We start from the raw sequence: 22,746 nt of genomic DNA on the forward strand, positions 1-22,746 counted from the left end.
CCTGAAAAACGTGCCGCTAACGCGTTCAGCCCTCCCCCACTGGCAGATCTGCGTTGATCATCTCGGCAATCATTTGCACCCAGGGCGCTGCGACAATGCCGTAATGATCAGTGTCCAGAGGCTGCCAGCTCAGCAGGTGCGGCAACATGTCCTGCCAGGCACGCTGCAGGTCTGCCATTTGCCAGGCGCTGCCCATGCCATATGGATTTGGACGCGTGGCAATGAACAATCGCGCTCTGGTATCAGGCAGTTGCGCGGGCCGATGATCAGCCATGCTCGCCATGTTGTTCTGGCAGCAGACAATCAGGCTTTGCAGGTAACGTGACGCCTCTTCGCTGGCCGTGCTGGCGGCAGTGTTGAGGGCCCGCCGTGCAGAAAACTCGCGCTGGAAGACCTGCTGAATATGTTCTTCGTCGATCCGCGCCAGCTCGGTGCCAGCGTCCGGCGCAGGCGGATCGATCAGGTACAGCACCGGCTGCTCGCAACCGTCCGCCAGCAGGTTGCACATCGCCTGCGCCACCCACGCGCCGAACGACCAGCCGGCCAGCCGCCATGCTGTGCCGTCGGGGTGATGGGCCTGCAACGCGTCGAGATACAGCTGCGCCCGTTCGGCCAGGCTGATATTCGGCAGCTCGGGCAGGCGCAAGGCCGGGTCGGCGATTACCCACACACCCAGATCAGGGTGCAGCGCCGAGGCCAGCTCGCGATACGCCTGAACATCGCCGCCCACCGGATGGATCAGGTACAGGCGCTCGCGGTCAGCCCCCGCATGCCATTGGTCAATCCTAACCGCGTCGGTCCATTGGTCTTCGACTGCAGCCGCACCGCCCTGCGCTGACTGCACCAGCGCCAGTACCTCGCGCAGGCTGACCTTGTGGCTGAACTGTGACAACTGGAATACCACACCCGTCGCGGCCTGCAATTCGTCGATCAGGTCCAGCAAGGTCAGGGAATCAGCGCCCAGCTCGTACAGCGAGTCATCCGGATCCAGATCGCTTACGCCAAGCCATTTGCACAGGCAGCCATGCAGACGCTCCGGCAGACCGGCTTCTGCCGCAACGGCTGGCGCAGTGTCGACCAGCGTCAAGCCAGCACCGCTATGGCGAGCCGGGTAAAACTGGCGTGCTGTGTTCAGATCGGTCGTCGAAATCAACAATTGCGGCAGTTGTGCAGTCATGGCGGCGTCGAATACCCGGCAGCCCTCTTGCGCCGACATGCCGACCGCCAGGTGCCGCTGATGCGCTTCATCGCCGACGCCGCTGGCAGCGGCCATACCGGTTTCACTCCAGATGTCCCAGTTGATACCCAGCCGCACGCAGCCATTTTCGGCATTCGGGCGGTAATGGGCGAAGCCGTCGAGCACCGCGCTGGCGGCGGCATAATCCAGATGTCCAGCGCCGCCGAACAGTGCCGACATTGATGAGCAGTACAGCACAAACCCTGGCGTCATCTGTTCGATCAACGTTTCGACCGCCAGCATGCCGCGGGTCTTGCTCGCCATCGCTTCAGACAGCATATGAGCATCACGCTGACGGATCAGACTGCCCGCTCCGGTCCCGGCAGCATGGATCACTCCATCAAAGCGTCCATAACGCTCGCGCAGTTGCTCAAGCACCTTGGGCCAGCGTGCCAAATCGGCGATATCCGCCTGAACGCTATCGATACGCGCGGCATAATCGCGCAGCTCCTGCGGACACTCCCCACTGCGTGACAGCAGCACCACCCGCCGCTGGCTTGATTGCAGCAAGTGTTCGCACAACGTACGGCCGATACCGCCTGTACCGCCGAGCACCAGAAACGTGCCGTTTACCGGCAACAGATTCGAAACGACCGTTGGCAACGCGAGCGAGCCGGGCTGCAACTGTGGCTGCCACAGATAACCGTCACGAATGGCCATGCGTCGTGGCAGCGACGTCGGCTCGGCGAGCAGCGTCGCCAGTTGCCGAGCCTGCATGCCCCATTGCGCAGTGGGCAGATCCAGCCAGTGACAACGTATCGGGTACTCCTGCGGGGCCACTTCGGTAATACCTGCCAGCGCCGCCAGTTCCGGACGCATGACCTGACCATTTACCGGGTACGCCTGCCAGGACAGCAGCCAGAGTCGCAAAGCGGTCTTCTGTACGCGTTGCCCCCAGGCCTGCAACAACGCGCTGACCGTGTCCAGACACGCCCATTGCGCGGCCGCCAGGCTTTGCTCGTTGACCACCCCGCCAACCGACAGTGGCAAGGCATGCAGCCAGTCGAGTTCGGTCGCCGCCTGCCCACTCTGATCAAGTTCGGCGATCAATCGGCTAAACGCCAGCGGGTCCAGTGGATCGAGCTCATAACGGTTCGGGCCAAGCTGCTGATAGCCATTACCGGCCTGCACCTCGATGACGTGCCGATAAACACCCTGCAGGCTGCCAAGCAGTGCGGCATCTATGCGCTCGTGACTGCACACCACCAGCCTGTCGCGACGCTCGCCAATCGGTTGTGTGCCCAGACGACGCACCCGCTGCCACTGACGCTGATAAAACCAGTCCGCCATCGGCTGGCGCTCAGCGGTTTGCGGCGGCTGCGGCTCGACAGCGGCGGATGGCTTGAAGCGGAAGGTCTGCAGGTCGAACGCCGAGGGCGGCAAGTTCCACGGTGGCGGTGCCGAACGCGTCGCCACCTCGATACTGGCTCCCGCATACCAGGCTTCCAGCAACGCCTGCGGCGAGTGTTCGCTGGCCTTCAGACGCACGTCCGAGACCGTCACCCGTTTGATCGAAGAAGGTTGCAAGCGCAGCGTGTGACCCGGCTGGCAGATCACCGCAAAGCGCCAGGGCAATGCGCGCCGCCCGTTTTGCAGGTAACGCAGCAACGCAGCTTGTTGTTCGGGAAAGGTATTGAGCCATGCGTCGATTGCCGTGACGTCCCGCTCCAGCGCTGTACGGCTGTGCGCCGACAGCAGCAGGCATGGCGGGCATTCCTCGGCGCTGTCTGCCTGCGATGGCGGCGCGCCGACAATCACGTGCGCATTGGTGCCGCCGATACCAAAACTGCTTACCCCGGCCAGCCGTCGACGGCCCTCGGGCCATGGCCGTGAGGTGGTGGGTATGTAGAACGGTGAGTGCTGCAGGTCGATTTGCGGGTTGATCCGGGCAAAGCCCAGATTGGGCGGGATCACACCCTGAAATACCGCAAGCGTCGCACGAATCAGCCCGACCACACCCGCTGCCGCGCCCAGATGGCCGACCTGGCTTTTCACTGACGCCAGAGCGCAACTGGCGGCGGGCGTTGCGCCGAACGCCTTGCTGAGTGCGGCCACTTCAACCGGGTCGCCCAGCAACGTGCCTGTGCCGTGGGCCTCGATGTAGCCCATGTCAGCCCCTGTGACACCCGCCTTGCGCAGGGCCTCGCTGATCACCGCGCTCTGCCCCGCCACCGACGGCGCGGTGTAGCTCATCTTGGCCCGGCCATCGTTGTTCAGCGCAGAAGCCTCGACCAGCGCATAGATCCGGTCGCCATCGGCCTCGGCGCGGGCCAGCGGTTTGAGCACCACCACCCCGTAGCCGCTGGCCCCGATGGTCCCGCTGGCGTCATCACTGAACGGACGGCACAGCCCGTCACGAGAGAAAATGTGTTGCGGGCGATAGCGGTAGCCATCGGTCAGGGTAGGGTCGACAAGCACCCCGGCGGCCAGCATTACATCACTGTCGCCCTGGCGCAGCATCGCCGCCGCAAGGTGCACGGCAATCAGCGAACTGCCGCACGCTGCCTGAACACTCAGCGCCGGGCCGCCGAGGTCCAGGTGATACGCCGCCTTGGTGGCCAGAAAGTCCTTGTCGTGGTGCAACGCCATCTGGAAGCCGTCCGGCAGATCACCCTCGGCAGTTTCACGCAGCATCTGCTGGAAATACGTGGTTTCGCCGCAACTGGCGATCAGACCAATGCGTGGGCCGTCGGCTGTGGGCGTGATTGCAGCATGTTGCAGCGCCTGCACACAGCCCATCAACAGGTGCCGCTGTTGCGGGTCCATCAGCCGTGCTTCCTGAAGGCTGATGCCGAAATATTCCGGGTCGAAATCCAGCATTCCCGACAATTGACTACGCGCGCCGACCAATCCATCGGCGGCGTCGAACAGCTCGATGCCCAACTCGTTTCCCTGGACCATTGCCCAGAACTCGGCAAGGTTGCCCGCCCCCGCCACATTCACCGACATGCCGATGATTGCCATCGGCTGTTCGTCAGCTTCGGGCCCTTGCGCACGCGCCACCGAGACCGATGGCGAGGCCGAAAGGTGCTGCGCCAGACGGCGCACGGTGACATGTTCGAACAGCGCTGCCATCGCCACCGGTTGTGGCAGTTGCTCGTTGTAACGGGCATGCAGGCGCATCAGGCCGAGGCTGGTGGCACCGGCCTCGAAGAAGGTCTGATCAAGCTCGATATCACGGCCGATGACCGCCACGAACAATTCACTCAGTTGCTGTTCAAGCGCGCTAAGCGGCACTTGCGCAAGTGCACTGCGACGCCGTGGCAGTGCCTCGCCCAGCGAACTCAACGCCTTTCGGTCGATCTTGCCGCTGGGCGTACGCGGCCAGGCATCGACACAGCGGTATTCGTCGATACGCACATGCGCAGGCAAGTGCAGCGTGACCTGACGATCAAGCTGCTGTATGTCAGGCGGCGTGCCTTCGACCTGCAACCAGGCCACCAGACACGGCGGCTCGCCGTGCATGGCCACCACCGCATTGCTTACCTGAGCGTCCTGCATCAGTGCGGCTTCGATCTGCCCCAGCTCAAGACGCTGGCCACTGACCTTGACCTGCTGGTCGTCACGGCCAAGGTAGTGCAGGCAGGCATCGGCATCAGCCCGGGCGAGGTCGCCGGTGCGATAGAACAGCATGTTGCCCTCGGGCTGCGGCAACTCGACAAACCGCGCGGCATTCAGCGCCGGGTCGGCCAGGTAGCAGCGCGAAATCATCGGCCCCGCGACCAGCAGATAACCCCGGCTGCCACCTGGCACTGGCCGGTCGTGTTCGTCCACCAGCAGCAGCCGCGCGTTGTTCACCGCCAGCCCGATGGGCGCTCGCAGTGGCCAGTCCTGAACCGCCGCTGGCAAACGCCAGGCGCTGACCACGTGGGTTTCGGTCGGCCCGTAATGATTGAACAGACGCGCCTGCGGCATGCCACCAAACCAGCTGCGCAGTGCTTCGGTGCAGAGCAGTTGTTCGCCCGCCGTGATCACTTCGCGCAACGCCTGCGGGTAAACGCCCTGGCTGACTGCCGTCTGCGCCAAGTGCTGCAAGGCCACGCACGGCAGGAACAGCCGCTCGATGCGCGCCTGCTGCAGATAGCTCAACAATGCCTCGGCATCCTGCCGCCAGCGTGGGTTGATCAGGTGGTAGCAGCCACCGCCGCAAAGCGTGCTGAAAATCTCCTGAAACGACACATCGAACGACAGCATGGAGAATTGCAGGGTCACTGACTTCGCTGGCAACTGACCCTGGTTACGCTGCCAGTGCAACAGGTTGCACAGGGTTCGGTCCGGCACCTGAACGCCTTTCGGCGTACCCGTCGAGCCGGAGGTGAACAGCGTGTACAACGGTCGCTCGCCCGCATGACGGCGACGCTCGAATGACCGTGGCGCAGCGCTCAGGTCGACCCGATGACGGGCCACCCGACCAGCGTTCAGTTCATCCAGCGCCGCCTCGGTGGCTGTGCTGTACAGCAGGCAACACGGCTGTGCCTGCTGCATGACCTGACGCTGCACCGCCAGCGGATAACCAGGGTCCAGCGGTACGGCCGTGAGGTTGAGTCTGGCCAGCGCCAGCAAGGCCACGATGTGCTCGACCGACGCTTCGAGGTACAGCACCACTTGCTGCGGTGCTTCATACCCTTCCGGTAATGGGCATTGCTCGACCAGGGTCGCCGCCAGGGTGTCGGCCAGCGCATCCAGTTCGGCATAGCTGATACGCTGCTGATCCGCGACCAGTGCCAGGGCATCTGGTGTGCAATTGACCTGATGTTCGAACCAGTCGGCCAGGGTGCCGAACGGCGCCGCATCGCTGCCACCCTGACTGGCGGGCGGCAGGCTGAAGCGGTACGGCGTGAGCAGATCGTCAAGGATGGCCGCGGGTTTTTCCAGAAGCAGATCAAGGCCCTGTTGAAACACCTGGTTGACGGCGGTCATTTGCACGGCGTCGAAATAGCTGCACTGGTATTCCCACCAGCATTCCAGCTGTGAACCGGCATCGACCACCGACAAGGTCAGCGGGCATTTGGCCTGCACGGTCTCGGTGAGTTCGAACGTCGCTCGCAAGCCGGTACCAGCGAGTCTGGCGTAGTCGGTGTTTTCCAGCACGAACATGAAATCGAACAACGCACTGCTCGACGACAGCCGCAGGTCTTCGACCAGATCAGCCAGGGCGACGTCCTGCAAGGCCAGCACCTCCCGCACTGTGCCAGTCTGGCGGTGCATCTGCTGGTCGAGCGTCATGCTGTTGTCGAGCACCGTCGGGATCAGCACGGTGTTGGCAAACATGCCGATTGCGTCTTCGAACTCGGTCAATGGACGGTTGGAGACCGGGCTGGCGATTCGCGGCCGTTCGCAGCCGGTCAGCGCGTACACGCTCCAGGCATAAACGCTGAACAACACTTCATAACGGGTGACGCGTTGCTGGCTGCAAAACCGATCCAGTGCGGCGCTGCGCATGGCACCCAGCGGCTGGCGGTACAGCCGTGCCTGCGGGCCTGGTTCGCGAACCGGCACCAGCGGTGGCGAACACACTTGCTGCTGGCGGTGCAACCCGGCCAGAGCACGGCGCTGGTCGCGATAATCCGGGTCGACACGCCATTGCCGTTGCCAGAGCGCAAATTCCAGCGTGCCCAGCCCAGGCAAAGGCTCGGCACTTGCCCGCCCGTGCAGCGCATCGTCGTACAGTTGCAGCAGATCATCGAACAACAGGTTCATCGACCAGCCATCAATGACAACGTGGTGCAGGTTCATCAGCAAGCGACAGCTGCCATCGGCAAACGGCAATAGCCAGGCCTGGCACAGGGCTGATGTCGCCAGATCGAAGGGTGTATCGAACACCAGCGTCGCGAAGCTGCGCCAGGTCTGTTCGCTGAACGCCCCCACAGCAAAGGTGCGGCACAGCACGTCACGCTCGCAAACCTCCTGATACAGCCCGTCGGCCGCGGACACGAAGGCCGTGCGTAATCCGCTGTGTCGGGCCAGCAGACGCTGCACGGCTTCGGCCAACGCAGGCAATTGAATGCCTGCCGCAAGGTGCAGAATGAGCGGCACGTTATAGGCCGTAGCTTGCGGCGTGCGTTGCTGCATCAGCCACAGGCGGCTTTGCTCGGCAGTGGCTGGCGCACGCCCGACCCTGTTGACGGGTGGCGCGGGTGGGTAGGCAGACGCAGCGCCTTGTTCATCGCTCAGGCGTTCGGCCAGTGCTGCGAACGATTCGCTCAGCACCGCGCCCAGCATAATTTCGCGCCGCCAGTGCGTGCGGATTGCAGAGCGCAGGCGCATGGCCTTGAGAGAGTCGCCACCACTGCCCAGCCAGTCATCCTGGCCGTTGAGGTCGGGCTGCGCCAACAGCCTGCGGGCCTGGGTCAACAGCCAGTCCAGTGCGGGCGAGTGTTGATCGTCAGGCAGTGAGCAGGCTTGCGGTCGCCAGGGTTTCAAAGGCCGGGCCAGCAGCGCACGCTGATCAATCTTGCCATTGGCAGTCAGTGGCAGACGCTCAAGCAGAAACAGCTGATGCGGGCGCATCCATGCCGCCAGGTGTTCGCGCAGGTGCTGGTCCAACTCGCGATACTCCAGCCCTTCGCGTGGCACGATGAACGCCAGCAACTGATGGTCTTCGGCCGCTTGCCTGCGGGCACAGACATGCACCTGCGCTACCCGCGGGTGGTCCAGAATGCGTTGTTCGACCTCGCCCGGCTCGATACGAAAACCGCGCACCTTCACCTGGCGGTCGATGCGGCCCAGGTACTCGATCAGCCCCTCGGCATTGACCCGTACCTGATCGCCGGTGCGGTAATGCAGCACGTCCCCGGCCTCGATTGTCGGCAGGCGCAGGAAATGCTGCGCGGTCTCTGCGGGACGCTGGCGGTAACCCCGTGCCACCCCGCTGCCACTCAGGTAAAGCTCACCCGCCTCGCCTTGAGCAACCGGGCGCTGTTGCGGGTCGAGCACTTGCACGCCGGTGTCGGGCAATGGCCGACCGATCGGCACCGCATCACCGCAAAAGTCGCGGGGGATCGGATAGCACACGGCGAAGGTGGTGCATTCAGTGGGTCCGTAGGCGTTGAAAATCCGGCAGCGGCTATCGGGATTGGCTTGATACCAGGCGCGCACCGCAGCGGCGCTGACTTGCTCGCCGCCGATCAGTAGCTGGCGCAGGCTGGCAAAACAGCCGGGGTCATCCGCACTCAGCGTGTTGAACAGCGAAACGGTCATGAACAGGTTATCGACCTGTTGTGTTTCCAGCACTGTGGCCAGCCGCCGTGCGTCCTGCAGGTCTGCGTCGGCAATGATGACGCAGCAACCGCCATTGAGCAGCGGTGCCCACAGTTCGAAGTTACAGGCGTCAAACGCCGGATTGGACAGGCAGGCGAAACGGTCGCCTGCACGAATCTCGATGTAGCTGTCGGCCCGGGCCAGACGCAACAGGCCGCGCTCGCCCACTTCCACTGCCTTGGGTGTGCCGGTGGTGCCCGAGGTGTAGAACAGAAAACTCAGCTCGGCGAAGTCATCAGGCACAGGCTGCGGCGGCTGATCAGGGTAATCCAGCAGCGCCTCGACGCTGATGTGCCAGCCACGCAGCGTCGAAACGGCATTAGAATCTTGACACAGGGTAACCAGCCCGACACACCCGCCATCTTCCAGCATCAATTCCCGACGCCGTAGCGGGCTGGCACGATCCAGTGGCACCACGACGGCCCCCACCTTCAGGGCCGCCATGATTGTCGCCACCCACTGCCAGCCACGGGGCATACACAGGGCAAGCGGATCACTGCGCCCTGCGCCTTGTGCCAGCAACCCCCTGGCGATGCGCTCGCTGGCGCTGGCCAGTTGCGCGTAAGTCAGCCGTACGTGCTGATCGATCACCGCCAGTGCCTCGGGATCGCGTCGCACCTGCTCGGCAAAGCGCGACAGCAGAGTTGCGGGTTGCCGGGCCATACCCTCCTTGTGGCTGCTCATCATTGCGCCTCCTGCGTGTCGAAACGTTGCAATTCCTGCCTGAGCGTCTGCGAGACCCGATGCACCTCGGCACTTTCCAGCATGTCCCAGTGCCCGCCGTGCACCAGCCTGGCTCGATAACCGTTGCCCGCGCGGCGACGCCAGAACCCGCGCAACTCGTGCAACTGCGCGCGGCTGAAGCCTTCACGGGCCTGAATCAGCACGACGCGCCCGGCGTGCGGCTCGCATTCGTAAGCGGCCATGGCCAGGCGGTTGTGGTTGTAGAGGTGGAAATAACGCTCGACCTGCGCGTCTTCGATACCGGGGTACATGCCGTTGAAGCGCACCAGCTTGTCGCGAAATTCAGCCATGTCGACGGTGCCGATCTGTTGCCGAAAGCCTGGGTCATCCGAGCCCTGGGTATCGAGCAGCACCACCGTGACCTGACGATTGCCAGCAGCCGTCAGGCGCCGGGCCATTTCGTAAGCCACCAGACCGCCGAACGACAGCCCGGTGAGTATCAGCGGTTGAGACGTTAATGGCGCGATGCGCCGTAGATAGGCCTCGGCCATCGCTTCGACGCTCGGCTCGGTGCTCTCTCCAGGGTTCAGCCCCGGCGATTGCACACCGTACACACCGATAGCGTCCGGCAGTTCCTTGGCCAGCGACAGGTAGCAGAACGCAGTGCCGCCCGCCGGGTGAATGCACACCACGTTGCGTTGCCCGGCACCGCGGCGGAATTCGATCAGGTTGCCCTGTGCCGAAGTCAGGCTGGCCCCGGTCCGCAGCCAACCGCCCAGCGCCTCGATGGTCGGGTGGCCGATGATCACGCGCACAGGCACCTCGACGCTGAACGCCCGGCCAATTTCGTAGGCCATCTTGATCGCCGCAATCGAGGTGCCGCCGACGTTGAAGAAGTTGTCGCGAATGCCAATCTGCGGCACCAGCAGCAGGTCTTTCCAGATCTGATACAGCGTCAGCTCGATATGGTCCCTGGGGCTGCCGAGGTTGACCTGCCGTTCGGCCAGGTCCTGATCGGCCAGTGTCGCGAGAGCCACACGGTCGACCTTGCCATTGACCGTCAACGGCAAGGCGTCCAGCCACAGATAAGCGCTGGGCATGACGGCGCTGGACAGGGTCGTCGCCAAATGCGCACGCAGCGCGGACTCGTCCACTGCGCTGTCGGCAACGCAGCACGCCACCAGACGCTGGTTCTGCGCGGTATCGCCAACGATCAGCGCCACACTGCTGCGGATGCCGGGGAACAGGTCGAGCCGCGCCTCGATTTCACTCAACTCAAGGCGGATGCCGCGCAGCTTGACCTGAAAGTCGTTGCGACCGAGAAACTCCAGCTGACCGTCCGGGCGATAGCGCGCCAGATCACCGCTGCGATACAGCCGGTCGCCAGCAACAAACGGGTTGTCGATAAACCGCTCGGCAGTGAGTTCGGCCAATCCCATATAGCCCCGCGCAACGCCGACGCCGCCAATGTGCAACTGACCGGTAACACCGGCTGGAACTGGCGCATTGCGCTCGTCGAGCACATAAAAACGGGTGTTGGCGATAGGTCGGCCGATGGGCAGTTGGCGCGGCGGAACCTCTGCGCCAGGCTGCAGCGTCCAGACACTGCTGATCACTGTGGTTTCGGTCGGGCCATAGACGTTGTGCAAGCGGGCATGCGGCAGACGCTCCTGAAACAGCCTGGCCACTGCGGGCGACAGCTCCCCGCCGCCACTGAACACATCCTTCAGGGAGTGACAGGCGCTGACCTCTTCGACCTCCAGAAACAGTTGCAGCATGGCCGGGACAAATACCATCGCGGTGACGCTTTGTTCGCGTACCACCTGCGCTAGGTAACCGGGCTCGAAATGCCCGCCGGGACGGGCGATGACCAGCCTGCCCCCGGTAAGCAATGGCCAGAAGATCTCCCAGGCCGAAGCGTCGAAACCGAATGGAATCTTGTGCAGCATGCTCCCGCGTTCGCCGCAGAACTGCTGACACCAGAGCAGCAGGTTGCTCAGCCCGCGATGCGTGACCATCGCCCCCTTGGGCAGCCCCGTGGTGCCGGAGGTGTACAGCACGTACGCCAGATGGTCGGCGTTGACCCTGACACGCTGCGGGTCTGGATTGTCTGGCGAGCATTGAGCCCAGAGCACGGCATCAGCCTGCACATCGAGGATCGGCACCTCGCAGTCTGCACCTTGCAGGGCCTCGCGGAGAATCTTGCGCGTCGGCCCGAGAGCAAGCAACACCACCGGGCAAGTGTCGTCGAGAATATGACGCAAGCGCCCTGACGGATAATCCGGGTCCAGCGGCACGTAGGCGCCCCCGGCCTTGAGCACCGCCAATAAAGCCACCGGCAGTTCCAGCGAGCGCTCGATGCAGACAGCTACACGCACGTCCGGGCCGACGCCGAGGGTGAGCAAGTGCTGCGCCAGCCGGTTGGCCTGGCTGTTGAGCTGGCTATAACTCAGTGACTGACCTTCGAAAATGACCGCGCACTCATCTTCGCGACGCGCTACCTGAGCCTCGATCAGGCGATGCACGCAATCGACAGGCTGCGGCAGCGCTGCCGGGCTGTTCCACTCGTGCAGAATCTGTTCACGTTCGGCGTCAGTGATCAGCGTCAATGCGCCGACCGGCTGTTTCGGGTCCAGCGCAACCTGCTCCAGCAGGTGTCGATAATGCCCGCTCAGGCGCTCGATGCTGGCCTGATCAAACAGGTCGGTGTTGTACTCAACCAACAGGTTCAGCGCACCGTCGCGCTCGACCCATTCGAAGGCCAAGTCGAACTTGGCCGTGGCACTGCCGGTGCCATACGGCGTCATGCTCAGCCCCGGCATCTGCGCAGCGTTACCCGGGGTGTTCTGCAGCACCATCATCACCTGAAACAACGGCGAATAACCGGTATCGCGCTGCGGGTTGACGGCCTCGACCACCCGGTCGAAAGGCACATCCTGATGAGCGTGGACATCCAGCAGCGTGGCGCGTACCTCGCGCAACAGTTCGGCAAAGGTCTGCTGCGCATCGAGGCGCTGGCGAATCACCTGGGTGTTGACGAAATGGCCGATCAGCGGCTCGATTTCGGGACGGCTGCGGTTGGCAAACGGCGTACCAATGCACAGGTCCCGCTGACCGCTGTGGCGCCACAGCAGCACGGACAGCGCGCCGATCAACACGTTGAACAGCGTGCCCTGGGTTTGTCTGGCCAGTGCATTAAGGCCGCGCAAGGTGCTGCCATCGACTGTCGAACTGAAGGTCGCCCCGGCGTAACGCTGCACGGTCGGGCGCGGCCGGTCGGCAGGCATGTCGAGCAGCGGCGGCGCGTCGGCCAGCGTGCGCTTCCAGAAGGCCAGTTGCCCCGCCAGCGCCTCGCCGCTCAGACGCTGTTGCTGCCAGCAAGCGTAGTCGGCGTACTGCACCGCCAGCGGTGCCAGACTGGACGCCTGACCGCGCAAAAAATCGCCATACAAGGTGCTCACTTCGTGAAGGATCACCCCCATCGACCAGCCATCGGCGATGATGTGGTGCACGCTGTACAGCCACAGATACTCATCATCGGCCAGCCGCAGCAGCGAAGCCCGCAACAGCGGGCCGCTGGCCAAGTCGAACGGCGCTTTGGCCTCCTGCTCCACCGCCATGCCAACCTGCACTTCACGCATCGCTGGCGACAGGTCACGCAGGTCGACCTTAGGCATCTCCAGCGCCATCACCGGGTGCACAATCTGCCGTGGCTCGCCGTCCACACTGGCAAACGTGGTGCGCAGCATTTCGTGGCGCATGATCAGCTCGTTCAGCGCCTTTTCCAGCACCGGCACATCCAGCGTGCCCTTCAGCACTACCGCAGTGGGCACGTTATAGAACGCATTGCCCGGTTCCATCTGGTCGAGAAACCACAGCTGGCGTTGCGAAAAGGACAGCGGCAACGCCGTTTGCCCGACAGCACGACGGGGGATCGCCGCCGGGTCGGTGCCGCTCAGCAAGGCGATCAGCTCTGCCTTGTGTTGCTTGAGTGCCTGCAACATCTCGTCATTGAGAAACCCGCGTGGAGCCTTGCAGCGCAGTTTGTCGCCGTCCACTTCAAGCACCACGGCGTGACGACCGAACAACTCCAGCAATTGATAGGCATTCATATCTCTATCTCCTCCATGTCGCTGGCATCGTCCGTTTGATCCGCGGCAGAAGCGAACGCCTCGATCTGCGTGCGGCGATGTTCATCGGCAGTGCGCAGGCCGCCCACCATCGAGTAGATCAACTGATGATTCGGTCCCAGATCGAACAACGCCGACAATTGCCGCTCCTCGAGCGAGCCCATGCCGCACAGGCCAAGGCCCTGCTCGACCGCGGTCATGGTCAGCAATTGCGCCATGCCTCCGGCTTCGATATGGCAGAAGTCGCGACTGCGCTCGCCATACAGCGGCCGGATTGCGGCCATGTCGGCGATAAAGAACAGCGAGAAAGCAGCGCTTTCGAACACCGGACGATTGACGAAGTAGTCGTAGGTATCCGGGTCCAGCACGTCACTGTCCAGCCTCAGCAGGCGGTGCTGAATCGGGTCGTAGTAATAGGCACCCGCTGCGACACCGGTTACCCGCTGCGGCTTGACGTACAGGTAGCTCTGAATCGGGTACAGGCCGCCTGCGGACGGAAACTGGTACTTGATCTCTCCATCAAGTTGCCCCTGGGCCAGGCTGGCCAGCAAGCCTGCAAAGGCTGCGGTCGGAATCGGCTGTGCAGCGAACTGGCGTACCGAGCGGTAATCGCTGAAGCGCCGCGCCAACGCCGGGTCATCCGGGCGTGCAAGGTCAAGCGCCGCAACCTGCGCGTTGAAGGATCGACGCCCGCGCTGGTCGGCCTTGAAACGCGCGCGCTGCTGCGGATCTTCAATCACCTGCTCGGGCGCAGCTGCCCGCTGCCGGACGCTGTCGACCACGCTGCCATCAGCCAGAGTCTGGCGGTACATGCCGAGCAGATTGAGCAGGGTCGGCTGCGCCAGCAGTTGCGCAACATTGGGGCGGAACTGCAGTTCGCCGGACAGCGCATTGCTGATCCTGACAATGTCGATCGAGGTTGCACCCAGGTTCAGCAGATTGGCGTCGGCAGCAATCGAAGGACGCTTGAGCACGCCCTGCACAATCGTCACCAGTTGTTGCTCCTGTGGCCCTTCGACTTCAAGCGCGGGGCCTGACGCCTGAGCCTGCGTCGGTTCCGGCAGGCGTTTCTTGTCGACCTTGCCGTTGGCCGACAGCGGCCATTCCTGCACGAAGGTAAACGAGCTCGGCACCATGTAGGCGGGCAATTTGTCTGCCAGGTACTGGGTAAAATCACTGGCCTGCAACGAGACATCGGCCTTAAGTACGTAGCCCGCAAGACGCTTCTCGCCCAGCGCTTCGCCCAGCACCCGCACCACAGCGCTTTGCACGCCGGGATGGCGATTGAGCGCAGCTTCGATCTCGCCCAGCTCGATACGGTGCCCCTGGACTTTGACCTGGGTGTCTTCGCGACCGAGAAACTCGATATTGCCATCGGGCAACCAACGGCCCAGATCGCCAGTGCGATACAGACGCTCGCCGGTCAGCGGGTGAGCGAAGAAGCTCCCGGCACTCAGGGTTTCATCGCGCCAATAGCCCTTGGCCAGACCGATACCGCCGATATACAACTGACCGGCCACCCACGTCGGGCGAACCTGCAACGCATCATCCAGCACATAGAAGCGCTGGTGATCCATTGCCTTGCCGTAGGGAATGCTGCGCCAGTGGGGATCGACCTGTTGCAACGGATACAGGATCGACCAGATGGACGCCTCGGTTGCCCCGCCCAGGCTGATCAGTTGCAAGGTCGGCTGCAACGCCCAGGCGCGTTCGGGCAGCGTCAGGGGAATCCAGTCGCCCGACAGCATCGCCACCCGCAGGCTCGACGGCAATGCACTGCGCTCGCCTTCGGCATACTCCAGCAACATGCCGAACAAGGCTGGCACCGAGTTCCACAGGCTGATCCGATGCCGCTCGATCAGCGCCAGCCAGTGCGCCGGGTCGAGCGCCTGTTGCGGCTCGAGCAACACCACCGCAGCGCCCGCGGCCAGCGTGCCGAAGAAGTCATAGACCGACAGGTCAAAACTCAGCGAAGAAATCGCCAGCGCCCGGTCCGTGGCACCGACGGCAAAGCGCCGGTTGATGTCGAGCAAGGTGTTGACCGCACCGCGATGATCGATGACCACGCCCTTGGGCATGCCGGTCGAGCCCGAGGTGTAGATCACATAGGCGAGGTCGTCTGGCGTAAGGTCTACAGCGTGCAATTCAGGCTGATCGGAAATGGCATCGCCGGATATGACCGGGTCGGTCACGCTGATGACCTTGATCTGCTCGGGCCATTCGATGCGTTGCAGCAGTGCGGGCTGAGTCAGGGCCAGACTCGCTTCGGCACGCTGCAGAATGTGCTCCAGGCGCTCGGTTGGCAGCGCCGGGTCGAGCGGCAGGTAGGCACCGCCTGCGTACTGGATCGCCAGCGTCGCGACGACCTGCTCCCAGCCACGCTCCATGACCACCGCAACCAGCCTGTTGGGCACCACGCCCATACGCTGAAGCCGCGCCGCCAGATGCCGCGCTTCGGCTCGCAGCTGTCGATAACTCAACTGGCGCTGCGTGCCGATCACCGCCAGCGCGTCCGGGGCAGCAAGCGCCTGACGGTCGAACAATTCGTGCATCAGCGTCGAGTCGACAGGAGCGGCATCCGGCACAGGCAAGCGTGCCAGCGGTATCAGCTGCGCGGTGTTGGCGCTCCAGGCATCCGGCGCCAGCAGACGGTCCAGCAGCGCGTTGTAGGCGACGAACATCTGCTCAATCATGCCCGCCGGAAACAATTCGTCGATGCTGTCCCAGTTGAACAGCAGGCGCCCTTCCAGCTCCAGCAACGTGTGGTCCAGCCACACCTGCGGGGTCTGGGTGATGCTGTGCATGTGCTCGGCGTTCAGGGCGTCGGCCAGATTGAATTCGGCCAGTTCCGGTGCGGCCTCCGACAGCGTGCTGTTGAAGACAACCGGCATGGCGGTCTGCTGCACACCGCGGGCCTGTGACAGCTCGCGCAGTACCCGGACCCCGCTGACCACTGAATGGTCGATGTCTTGCCACAACCTGGCCTGCACGGCACGCGCCTTGTCAGTGAAGCTCGCTGTCGCTTCAAGGCTGACTTCGAGCAAGATCAGCGAGGTGAAGTCGCCGATAATGTCATCGACATCCGCGTGCAAGGGCATGCGGTTGAACAGCGGCAGACTCAAGGTGAAGCGCGGCTGCCGACTCCACAGCGCCAGCACTTCGCTGAACGCGGTCAGCAGCATCACCGACGGCGTCACGGCAAATTGTCGGGCCAGTTCCTTGAGTCGCGACCACTGCTGCACCGACAGTTCGCGGTCGCGGCGGGTAAAGTGCGGCTGACTGATGCTTTCCGGTTGACACACCAGCGGCAGGTCCGGTGCGGGCGCCAGCGTGGCAACCTTCTCGCGCCAGTAGCCCAGCGCCTGTTCGTAGCGGCGGTCACTGCGCAAGCGCTGTTCGGCCAGCACGTAGTCGCGAAAGGTCAAACCCGGCTCAGGCAGTTGCAACTGCGGGTCGGCATAAAATGCCATCAGTTCGCGAGCCAGAATCTGCGTGCTCGCCGCGTCGACGATCAGAGCATCAAGGCTGATGTGCAGATGGCTGATGTCGTCATCGAGCAACGACAGACCGAACTCGAACAATGGCCAGCGACTGGCGTCCAGCACCTGATGGGACTGACGTTCGCGGGTCTCTTGCAGGGCCTGCTGCGCGGCGGCGACGGGCAAGCCGCGCAGATCACTGCGTGGCATCCGATACGTCGGTACGCTCTCCAGAACCTGCTGTGTGCCGTCGCTGCGAAACACCACGCGCAGCATGTCATGCCGCTGGATCATGCGGTTCAGCGCCTGCTCGAAACGTGGCACGTCGAGGCCGGGAATGCGCAGCTCTTCGTAGCCGTGGGCACTGACACCGCCGAGGCTGACCGAAGACTCGCGGCCAAACCAGTACGCTTGCTGGATATCGGTCAATGGAAATGGCGCGTAACGTGCGCCGCGATCAGCTTCGATGGGGGTAAACGGCGTTTCAACCGAATGACCTTCGCCACGCCCGAGCCGTACCTGCTCTGCCAGATCCACCAACACAGGCGTCTTGAACAGGCTGCTCAGGGACAACTGCGCGCCCATGCGCTGGTTGATCATGTAGACCATCCGCGTGGCCAGCAGCGAATGCCCGCCCAAGTCGAAAAAGTTATGGTGGAGGCCGACCTGCGCGCATTTGAGCACCTCGGCCCAGATCTGCGCCATCTGCCGCTCGGTCTCATCACGCGGGGCCACGTAAGTGCTTGCGTTCTGGCGCTCTGGTGCAGGCAGGGCTGGACGGTCAAGCTTGCCGTTGCGGGTCAGTGGCAGTTGCGCCAGAGAAACCCAGGCGGTCGGGACCATGTGTTCCGGCAGATGGCGCTGTAGCCCGGCGCGCAGGGTTTCAGCGCTTGCCGGGCCCACCACGTAAGCCACCAGACGCTTGTTGCCCGGCACGTCCTCGCGCAGCAGCACGACCGCTTCCTGCACGCCCGGCTGTTGTTGCAGAAGGCTGTCGATCTCGCCGAGTTCGACGCGAAAGCCGCGCAGCTTGACCTGCTGGTCGATCCGTCCCAGATACTGCACGTTGCCGTCGGCATGGAACCGCGCCAGGTCACCGCTGCGGTACATGCGCGCGCCGGGCTGCGGATCGAACGGGTTCGGCAGGAAGCGTTCGGCGCTCAGCGCCGAACGATTCAGGTAGCCACGGGCCAGACAGGTGCCCGCGATGTACAACTCCCCGGCCACGCCAACCGGCACCGGGTTCAAGTCGCCGTCCAGCACATACAGACGCGCATTGGCGATGGGCCGGCCAATCGGTGGTGCGTCCGGCCACTGTCCGGCTTCGTCACAGTTCAGGCTGAACTGGCTGACCACATGGGTTTCGGTCGGGCCGTACTGATTGTGCAACTGAGCGCCACCAAGGCCGCAAACAAAGGCACGCAGTTCGTCATTGATCAGCAACGCCTCGCCGGCCGTGACGATTTCGCAGCCATCCGCCGGACGCGCGGCATCGGCCTCGCTGAGACCGGCCAGTTGCTGGAGCACGGCAAAGGGTAGAAACGCCCGTTGTACGCCTTCGGCCACCAGCGTCGGACGCAGTGAAGCGAGGTCCTTGCGAGCAGTTTCGCTCATCAGCACCAGACTGCCGCCCTGACACAAGGTGCTGCAGATTTCCTGAAAGGACACGTCGAAGTTCAACGAGGCGAATTGCAACACCCGTTGCGACACGGGCGCCTGTTCCAGTTGCCAGGCGATCAGATTGTCCAGCGCCGCACGACTGTGCGCCACGCCCTTGGGCCGCCCGGTCGAGCCGGAGGTGTAGAGCACGTAAGCCAGATTGCCGGGGCTGACGGGCACGTGCGGATTGGAAGCGGAGCAATGCGCCCACTGCTGCGCATCCACGTCCAGGCAGCAGATCGACAGCGTGTCGCGCAGCGACGGCAGGTCTGCGCGCAGGGAGGCCTGAGTCAGCAGCAGCGTTGGTGCGGCATCATCGAACATGAACGCCAGCCGCTCGGCCGGGTACGCGGGATCGAACGGCACGTAAGCGGCACCGGCCTTGAGAATGGCCAGCAAACCGATAACCATCTGCGCCGAGCGCTCCAGACACAGGCCCACGCGCTGCTCGGGCTTTACGCCTTGCTGGATCAGGTAATGTGCCAGCCGGTTGGCAGACTGATTCAGCTCGGCATAGGTCAACGTTTGCTCATCGGCAAGCAACGCCACGGCATCGGGCATACGCTGCGCGATAGTCTCAAAGCGCGTCACACAATCGGGCTGCCGCGAGGTGTCACGTTCAGTGCGGTTCCAGTCGTGCACAATCTGGCGATGCTGCTCGGCGTTCAGCAGGGCGACCGTCGCAAGGGGCTGCTCACTGTCCTCGACCATCTGCGTCAGGATGCGGCGCAGGTACTCGCCCATCTGCACCACGGTCTCGGGCTCATACAGGCCCGAAGCATATTCCAGACCGCCGACTATCTGCCCGTCACGCTCGCTGAGCGCCAGTTGCAGGTCGAATTTGGCCACTGGCTGACTGCTTTGCAGCACGCTCACGTCAAGCCCGGACAACGTCAGGTCCGAATCCTGATGCTGCTCCCAGGCGAACAGCACCTGAAAGACCGGGCTGTAAGCCAGGCTGCGCGGCGGGTTGAGCACTTCCACCACCTGATCGAACGGCAAGTCCTGATGTTCCTGGGCTGCAAGCGCGACGTGGCGCGCCTGTTGCAGCCAGCTCGCCACTGTCGGGCTGGCGGCGCGGGTCATGCGCAAGGACAGGGTGTTGACGAAGAAACCGATCAAGCCCTCCAGCTCCTGCTGGCTGCGGTTCGCCGAAGGCACACCGATAACCACATCATCCTGACCCGACAGGCGCATCAACAACAGCGACCAGGCGGCCAGCAGGTTCATGAACAGCGTGGTGCCTTGTTGCGTTGCCAACGCGCGCAGCCGTGCGGTCAGCGCGCGGTCAAACATCAGCGGCACGAAGCCGCCACGGTAATTCTGGACCGCTGGACGTTTGTGATCGGTAGGCAACTCCAACAGTACCGGCGCACCGCTCAACGTTTCACGCCAGTAACGTCGCTGCGCTTCCAGCACTTCGCCAGACAGCCACTGGCGTTGCCAGACTGCGTAATCCACATACTGGATCGGCAGGGACGGCAATGGGTCGGCATGTTTGTGGAGTGCTGCTTCGTACAACAACCCCAGCTCACGTGTCAGCACGCCCATCGACCAACCATCCGAAATGATGTGGTGCTGGGTCAGCAGGAGCACGTGATCGTCTTCGGCCAGCTTCACCAGGCTGACGCGCATCAGCGGCCCGACCGCCAGGTCGAACGGCCTGCTGCCCTCCTCGTCCATCAGCTCAAGCAGGCGCGCCTGTGCATCGTGCTCGCCATGCAGGTCGATGATCGGCAAGGCAGCAATCGTTCCGGTCGCAGCAACCCGCTGCCGCCCCTCACCCTCGACGGCGATGAACGTGGTACGCAATGCCTCATGGCGGGCCACCAGCCGGTCGAAACTGCTTTGCAGCGCAGCCACCTGCAACGGCCCGCGCAGGCGCAGATTCAACGGCATGTGATAGGCCGCGTTGCCGCCCTCCATCTGTGCCAGAAACCACAGACGCTGTTGGGCAGACGACAACGCGTGTGCGCCGCAACGCTCTATGGCTGTGATGGGCGGACGAGCGCTGCCCGAAGCGCTGCTCAGTTGCTCAGCAAACTGCTGCAGCACAGGGGCGGCAAACAGCGCAGCCGGCGACACGTCCAGACGCAATGTCTGCCGAACCTTGGCCAGCACGCGCATCACCAGCAGCGAGTGGCCGCCAAGCGCAAAAAAGTGATCCTGACGACCGACCCGCTCCACGCCCAGCACCTCGGCCCAGATCGCCGCGAGGATCGTTTCCAGCGGGCCCTGAGCCGCCTCGAACGCGTGTTGATCGAACGCATCGGCACCCGGTTCCGGCAATGCGCTGCGGTCCAGCTTGCCGTTGGCGGTCAGCGGCAGCGCGTCCATGCGCACGAACGCTGTGGGGATCATGTAGTCCGGCAGGCTGAGTTGCAGGTGCTGGCGAAGGCTTTTCGGCGTCAGCCCTGCATCAGCCTGTTCGTGAAAATAGGCGACCAGCCTGGGCACACCGCCGCTGTCCTCACGCAGCACCACCAGGTTGTCACGCACGCCGGTAACTTCGGCCAGACGCGCCTCGATTTCACCCAGCTCCAGACGCAGACCACGCAGCTTGGCCTGCGAGTCATTGCGCCCGAGAAATTCCAGGTTGCCGTCTGCGCGATAACGCGCCAGGTCGCCGGTGCGGTACAAGCGCTCACCGGCCACGAACGGGCTGTCGACAAAGCGCTCAAGAGTCAGTTGCGGCAAGTTCAGATAGCCGCGCGCGACACCTGCGCCGCCGATATACAGCTCCCCCGTAACACCTGGAGCAACCTGTTCGGCAAACGCATCGAGCAGGTAAATCCGCGTATTGGCCAACGCCCGCCCGATGGGCAGCACCGCATCAACCTCGCTGTTGCTATCGAACTCAAAGCATGTGCTATCGATGCTTGCTTCAGTGACCCCGTAAGCCTGAACAATCTGCACATGCTCGCCACACAGACTGCGCAGTTGCCGCGCGCTATGGGCATTCCAGATGTCCGATCCGCAGACCACCGTGCTCATGAACGACAGGTCGTGCCCGGTCTCCTGCGCCCAGACCAGCAACGGGTTGAGCACCGCAGGCACGAAGTCCGCAAAATCGATGCGCGCCTCGCTCAACAAGCGATACAGCGCGGGCGGGTCCATCAGCGTGTCGCGCGGGCACAGAACAAGCGTGCCGCCAAAGCCCAGTGCGCGAATCAGATCGGCGCTGAACACATCGAAGGAAAACCCGGCCATTTGCAGGTGATTGAGGGGTTTGTGCAGTGCGTATAGCCGCTCCCATGCAGCGCTCACCGCCATCAGCCCGCGATGCTCGACCATCACGCCCTTGGGTGTGCCGGTCGAGCCCGAGGTGTAGATCACATAAGCCAGATGGCGCGACGTGAGTCCGACCTCACGCGGTTCCGGGTTGTGTTCCGGTTGCGCTACCCACAGCCGGGTGTCGGCCAGATCAAGCAGCGGCGCTGACGCCGCACACTCCTCAAGCGCCGCCAACAACGCCGGACGCGCCGCTGCATGGCTCAGTAGCACACGCGGTGCACTGTCCGCCAGCATGTGTGCCAGACGCGCTTTTGGGTAAGCGGGGTCCAGCGGTACATAAGCGCCGCCCGCCTTGAGTATCGCAAGCACGCCGACCAGCATGTCCAGCGAGCGCTCCAGGCACACACCGACGCGCACATCCGGTCCGACCCCGAGGCTGCGCAGGTAATGGGCCAGACGGTTGGCCCGGGTATTGAGCGTCGCGTCGTCCAGCGTGTCCTGTTCGAATCGCGCGGCTATGGCGTCGGGATTGCGCTGCACCTGAGCCTCGAACAGGCTGTGCACACACTGGTTTTCGGCAAAGGGTTGCTCTGTATCAGGATGAGCGAAGCCCGTCCCGCGCGAGGAAGATTTGTCGACCATCAGGAACCACCGTCCGTGAGCAGATTATTTTTATGAACGGACAGAGGCACAGAGCGTCCCGCCCGTCAGGCACGGCATAGGAAATGCCGGATGTACCTCGAGACTCAGGGAGAAGGTGCGGCGCGTGCTCTTGCGCTCACGTCATGACCAGACATGGAAGCGCTTGCGGGGATTGCAGAGAAATGACGGGCGAACGCGGCAAGGCGCGACTCGCATACAGAAAGGGGGGTGGCTGGCTCGTTGACGAGACTGATCGCTCTGCCCTTGAAACTGACGTTTGCATACCGCGTGACCAATTGAAACCTCATCTTCCGTTTGAGGGTCAACGACGGGGAACGGCCTGCGCCGGGTGTCAGCGCCAGGGTGGACCCGATCGGCTGCGACTGCGGGGTTGTAGACCCATGGCAATCATTGACGCTGG

The 22,746-nt window shown here is 63.5% G+C and carries 3 protein-coding genes; all 3 read right to left on the minus strand.

What is annotated here, in order from left to right:
- Positions 1 to 25: 25 nt before the first annotated feature.
- The 3 genes from AO068_RS19690 to AO068_RS19700 are packed head-to-tail and all read right to left on the minus strand — an operon-like array spanning position 26 to position 22,325.
- Entirely contained in the window at positions 26 to 9,181 is a 9,156-nt protein-coding gene (locus AO068_RS19690; RefSeq protein WP_058409227.1) for a non-ribosomal peptide synthetase, read from the minus strand.
- Positions 9,181 to 13,293 carry a non-ribosomal peptide synthetase gene (locus tag AO068_RS19695; protein ID WP_058409228.1) on the minus strand — a complete coding sequence of 1,371 codons (4,113 nt, stop codon included), beginning with the start codon at positions 13,291 to 13,293 and terminating at the stop codon, positions 9,181 to 9,183. The genes AO068_RS19690 and AO068_RS19695 overlap by 1 nt, the downstream gene beginning before the upstream one ends.
- The gene (locus AO068_RS19700; RefSeq protein WP_058409229.1) at positions 13,290 to 22,325 is read right to left on the minus strand and encodes a non-ribosomal peptide synthetase; all 9,036 of its coding nucleotides are present in this window, start codon (positions 22,323 to 22,325) and stop codon (positions 13,290 to 13,292) included. The genes AO068_RS19695 and AO068_RS19700 overlap by 4 nt, the downstream gene beginning before the upstream one ends.
- Between the last annotated feature and the right edge of the window lie 421 nt (positions 22,326 to 22,746).

It is taken from the genome of Pseudomonas sp. ICMP 3272, assembly GCF_001466905.1.
GTDB lineage: Bacteria > Pseudomonadota > Gammaproteobacteria > Pseudomonadales > Pseudomonadaceae > Aquipseudomonas > Aquipseudomonas amygdali.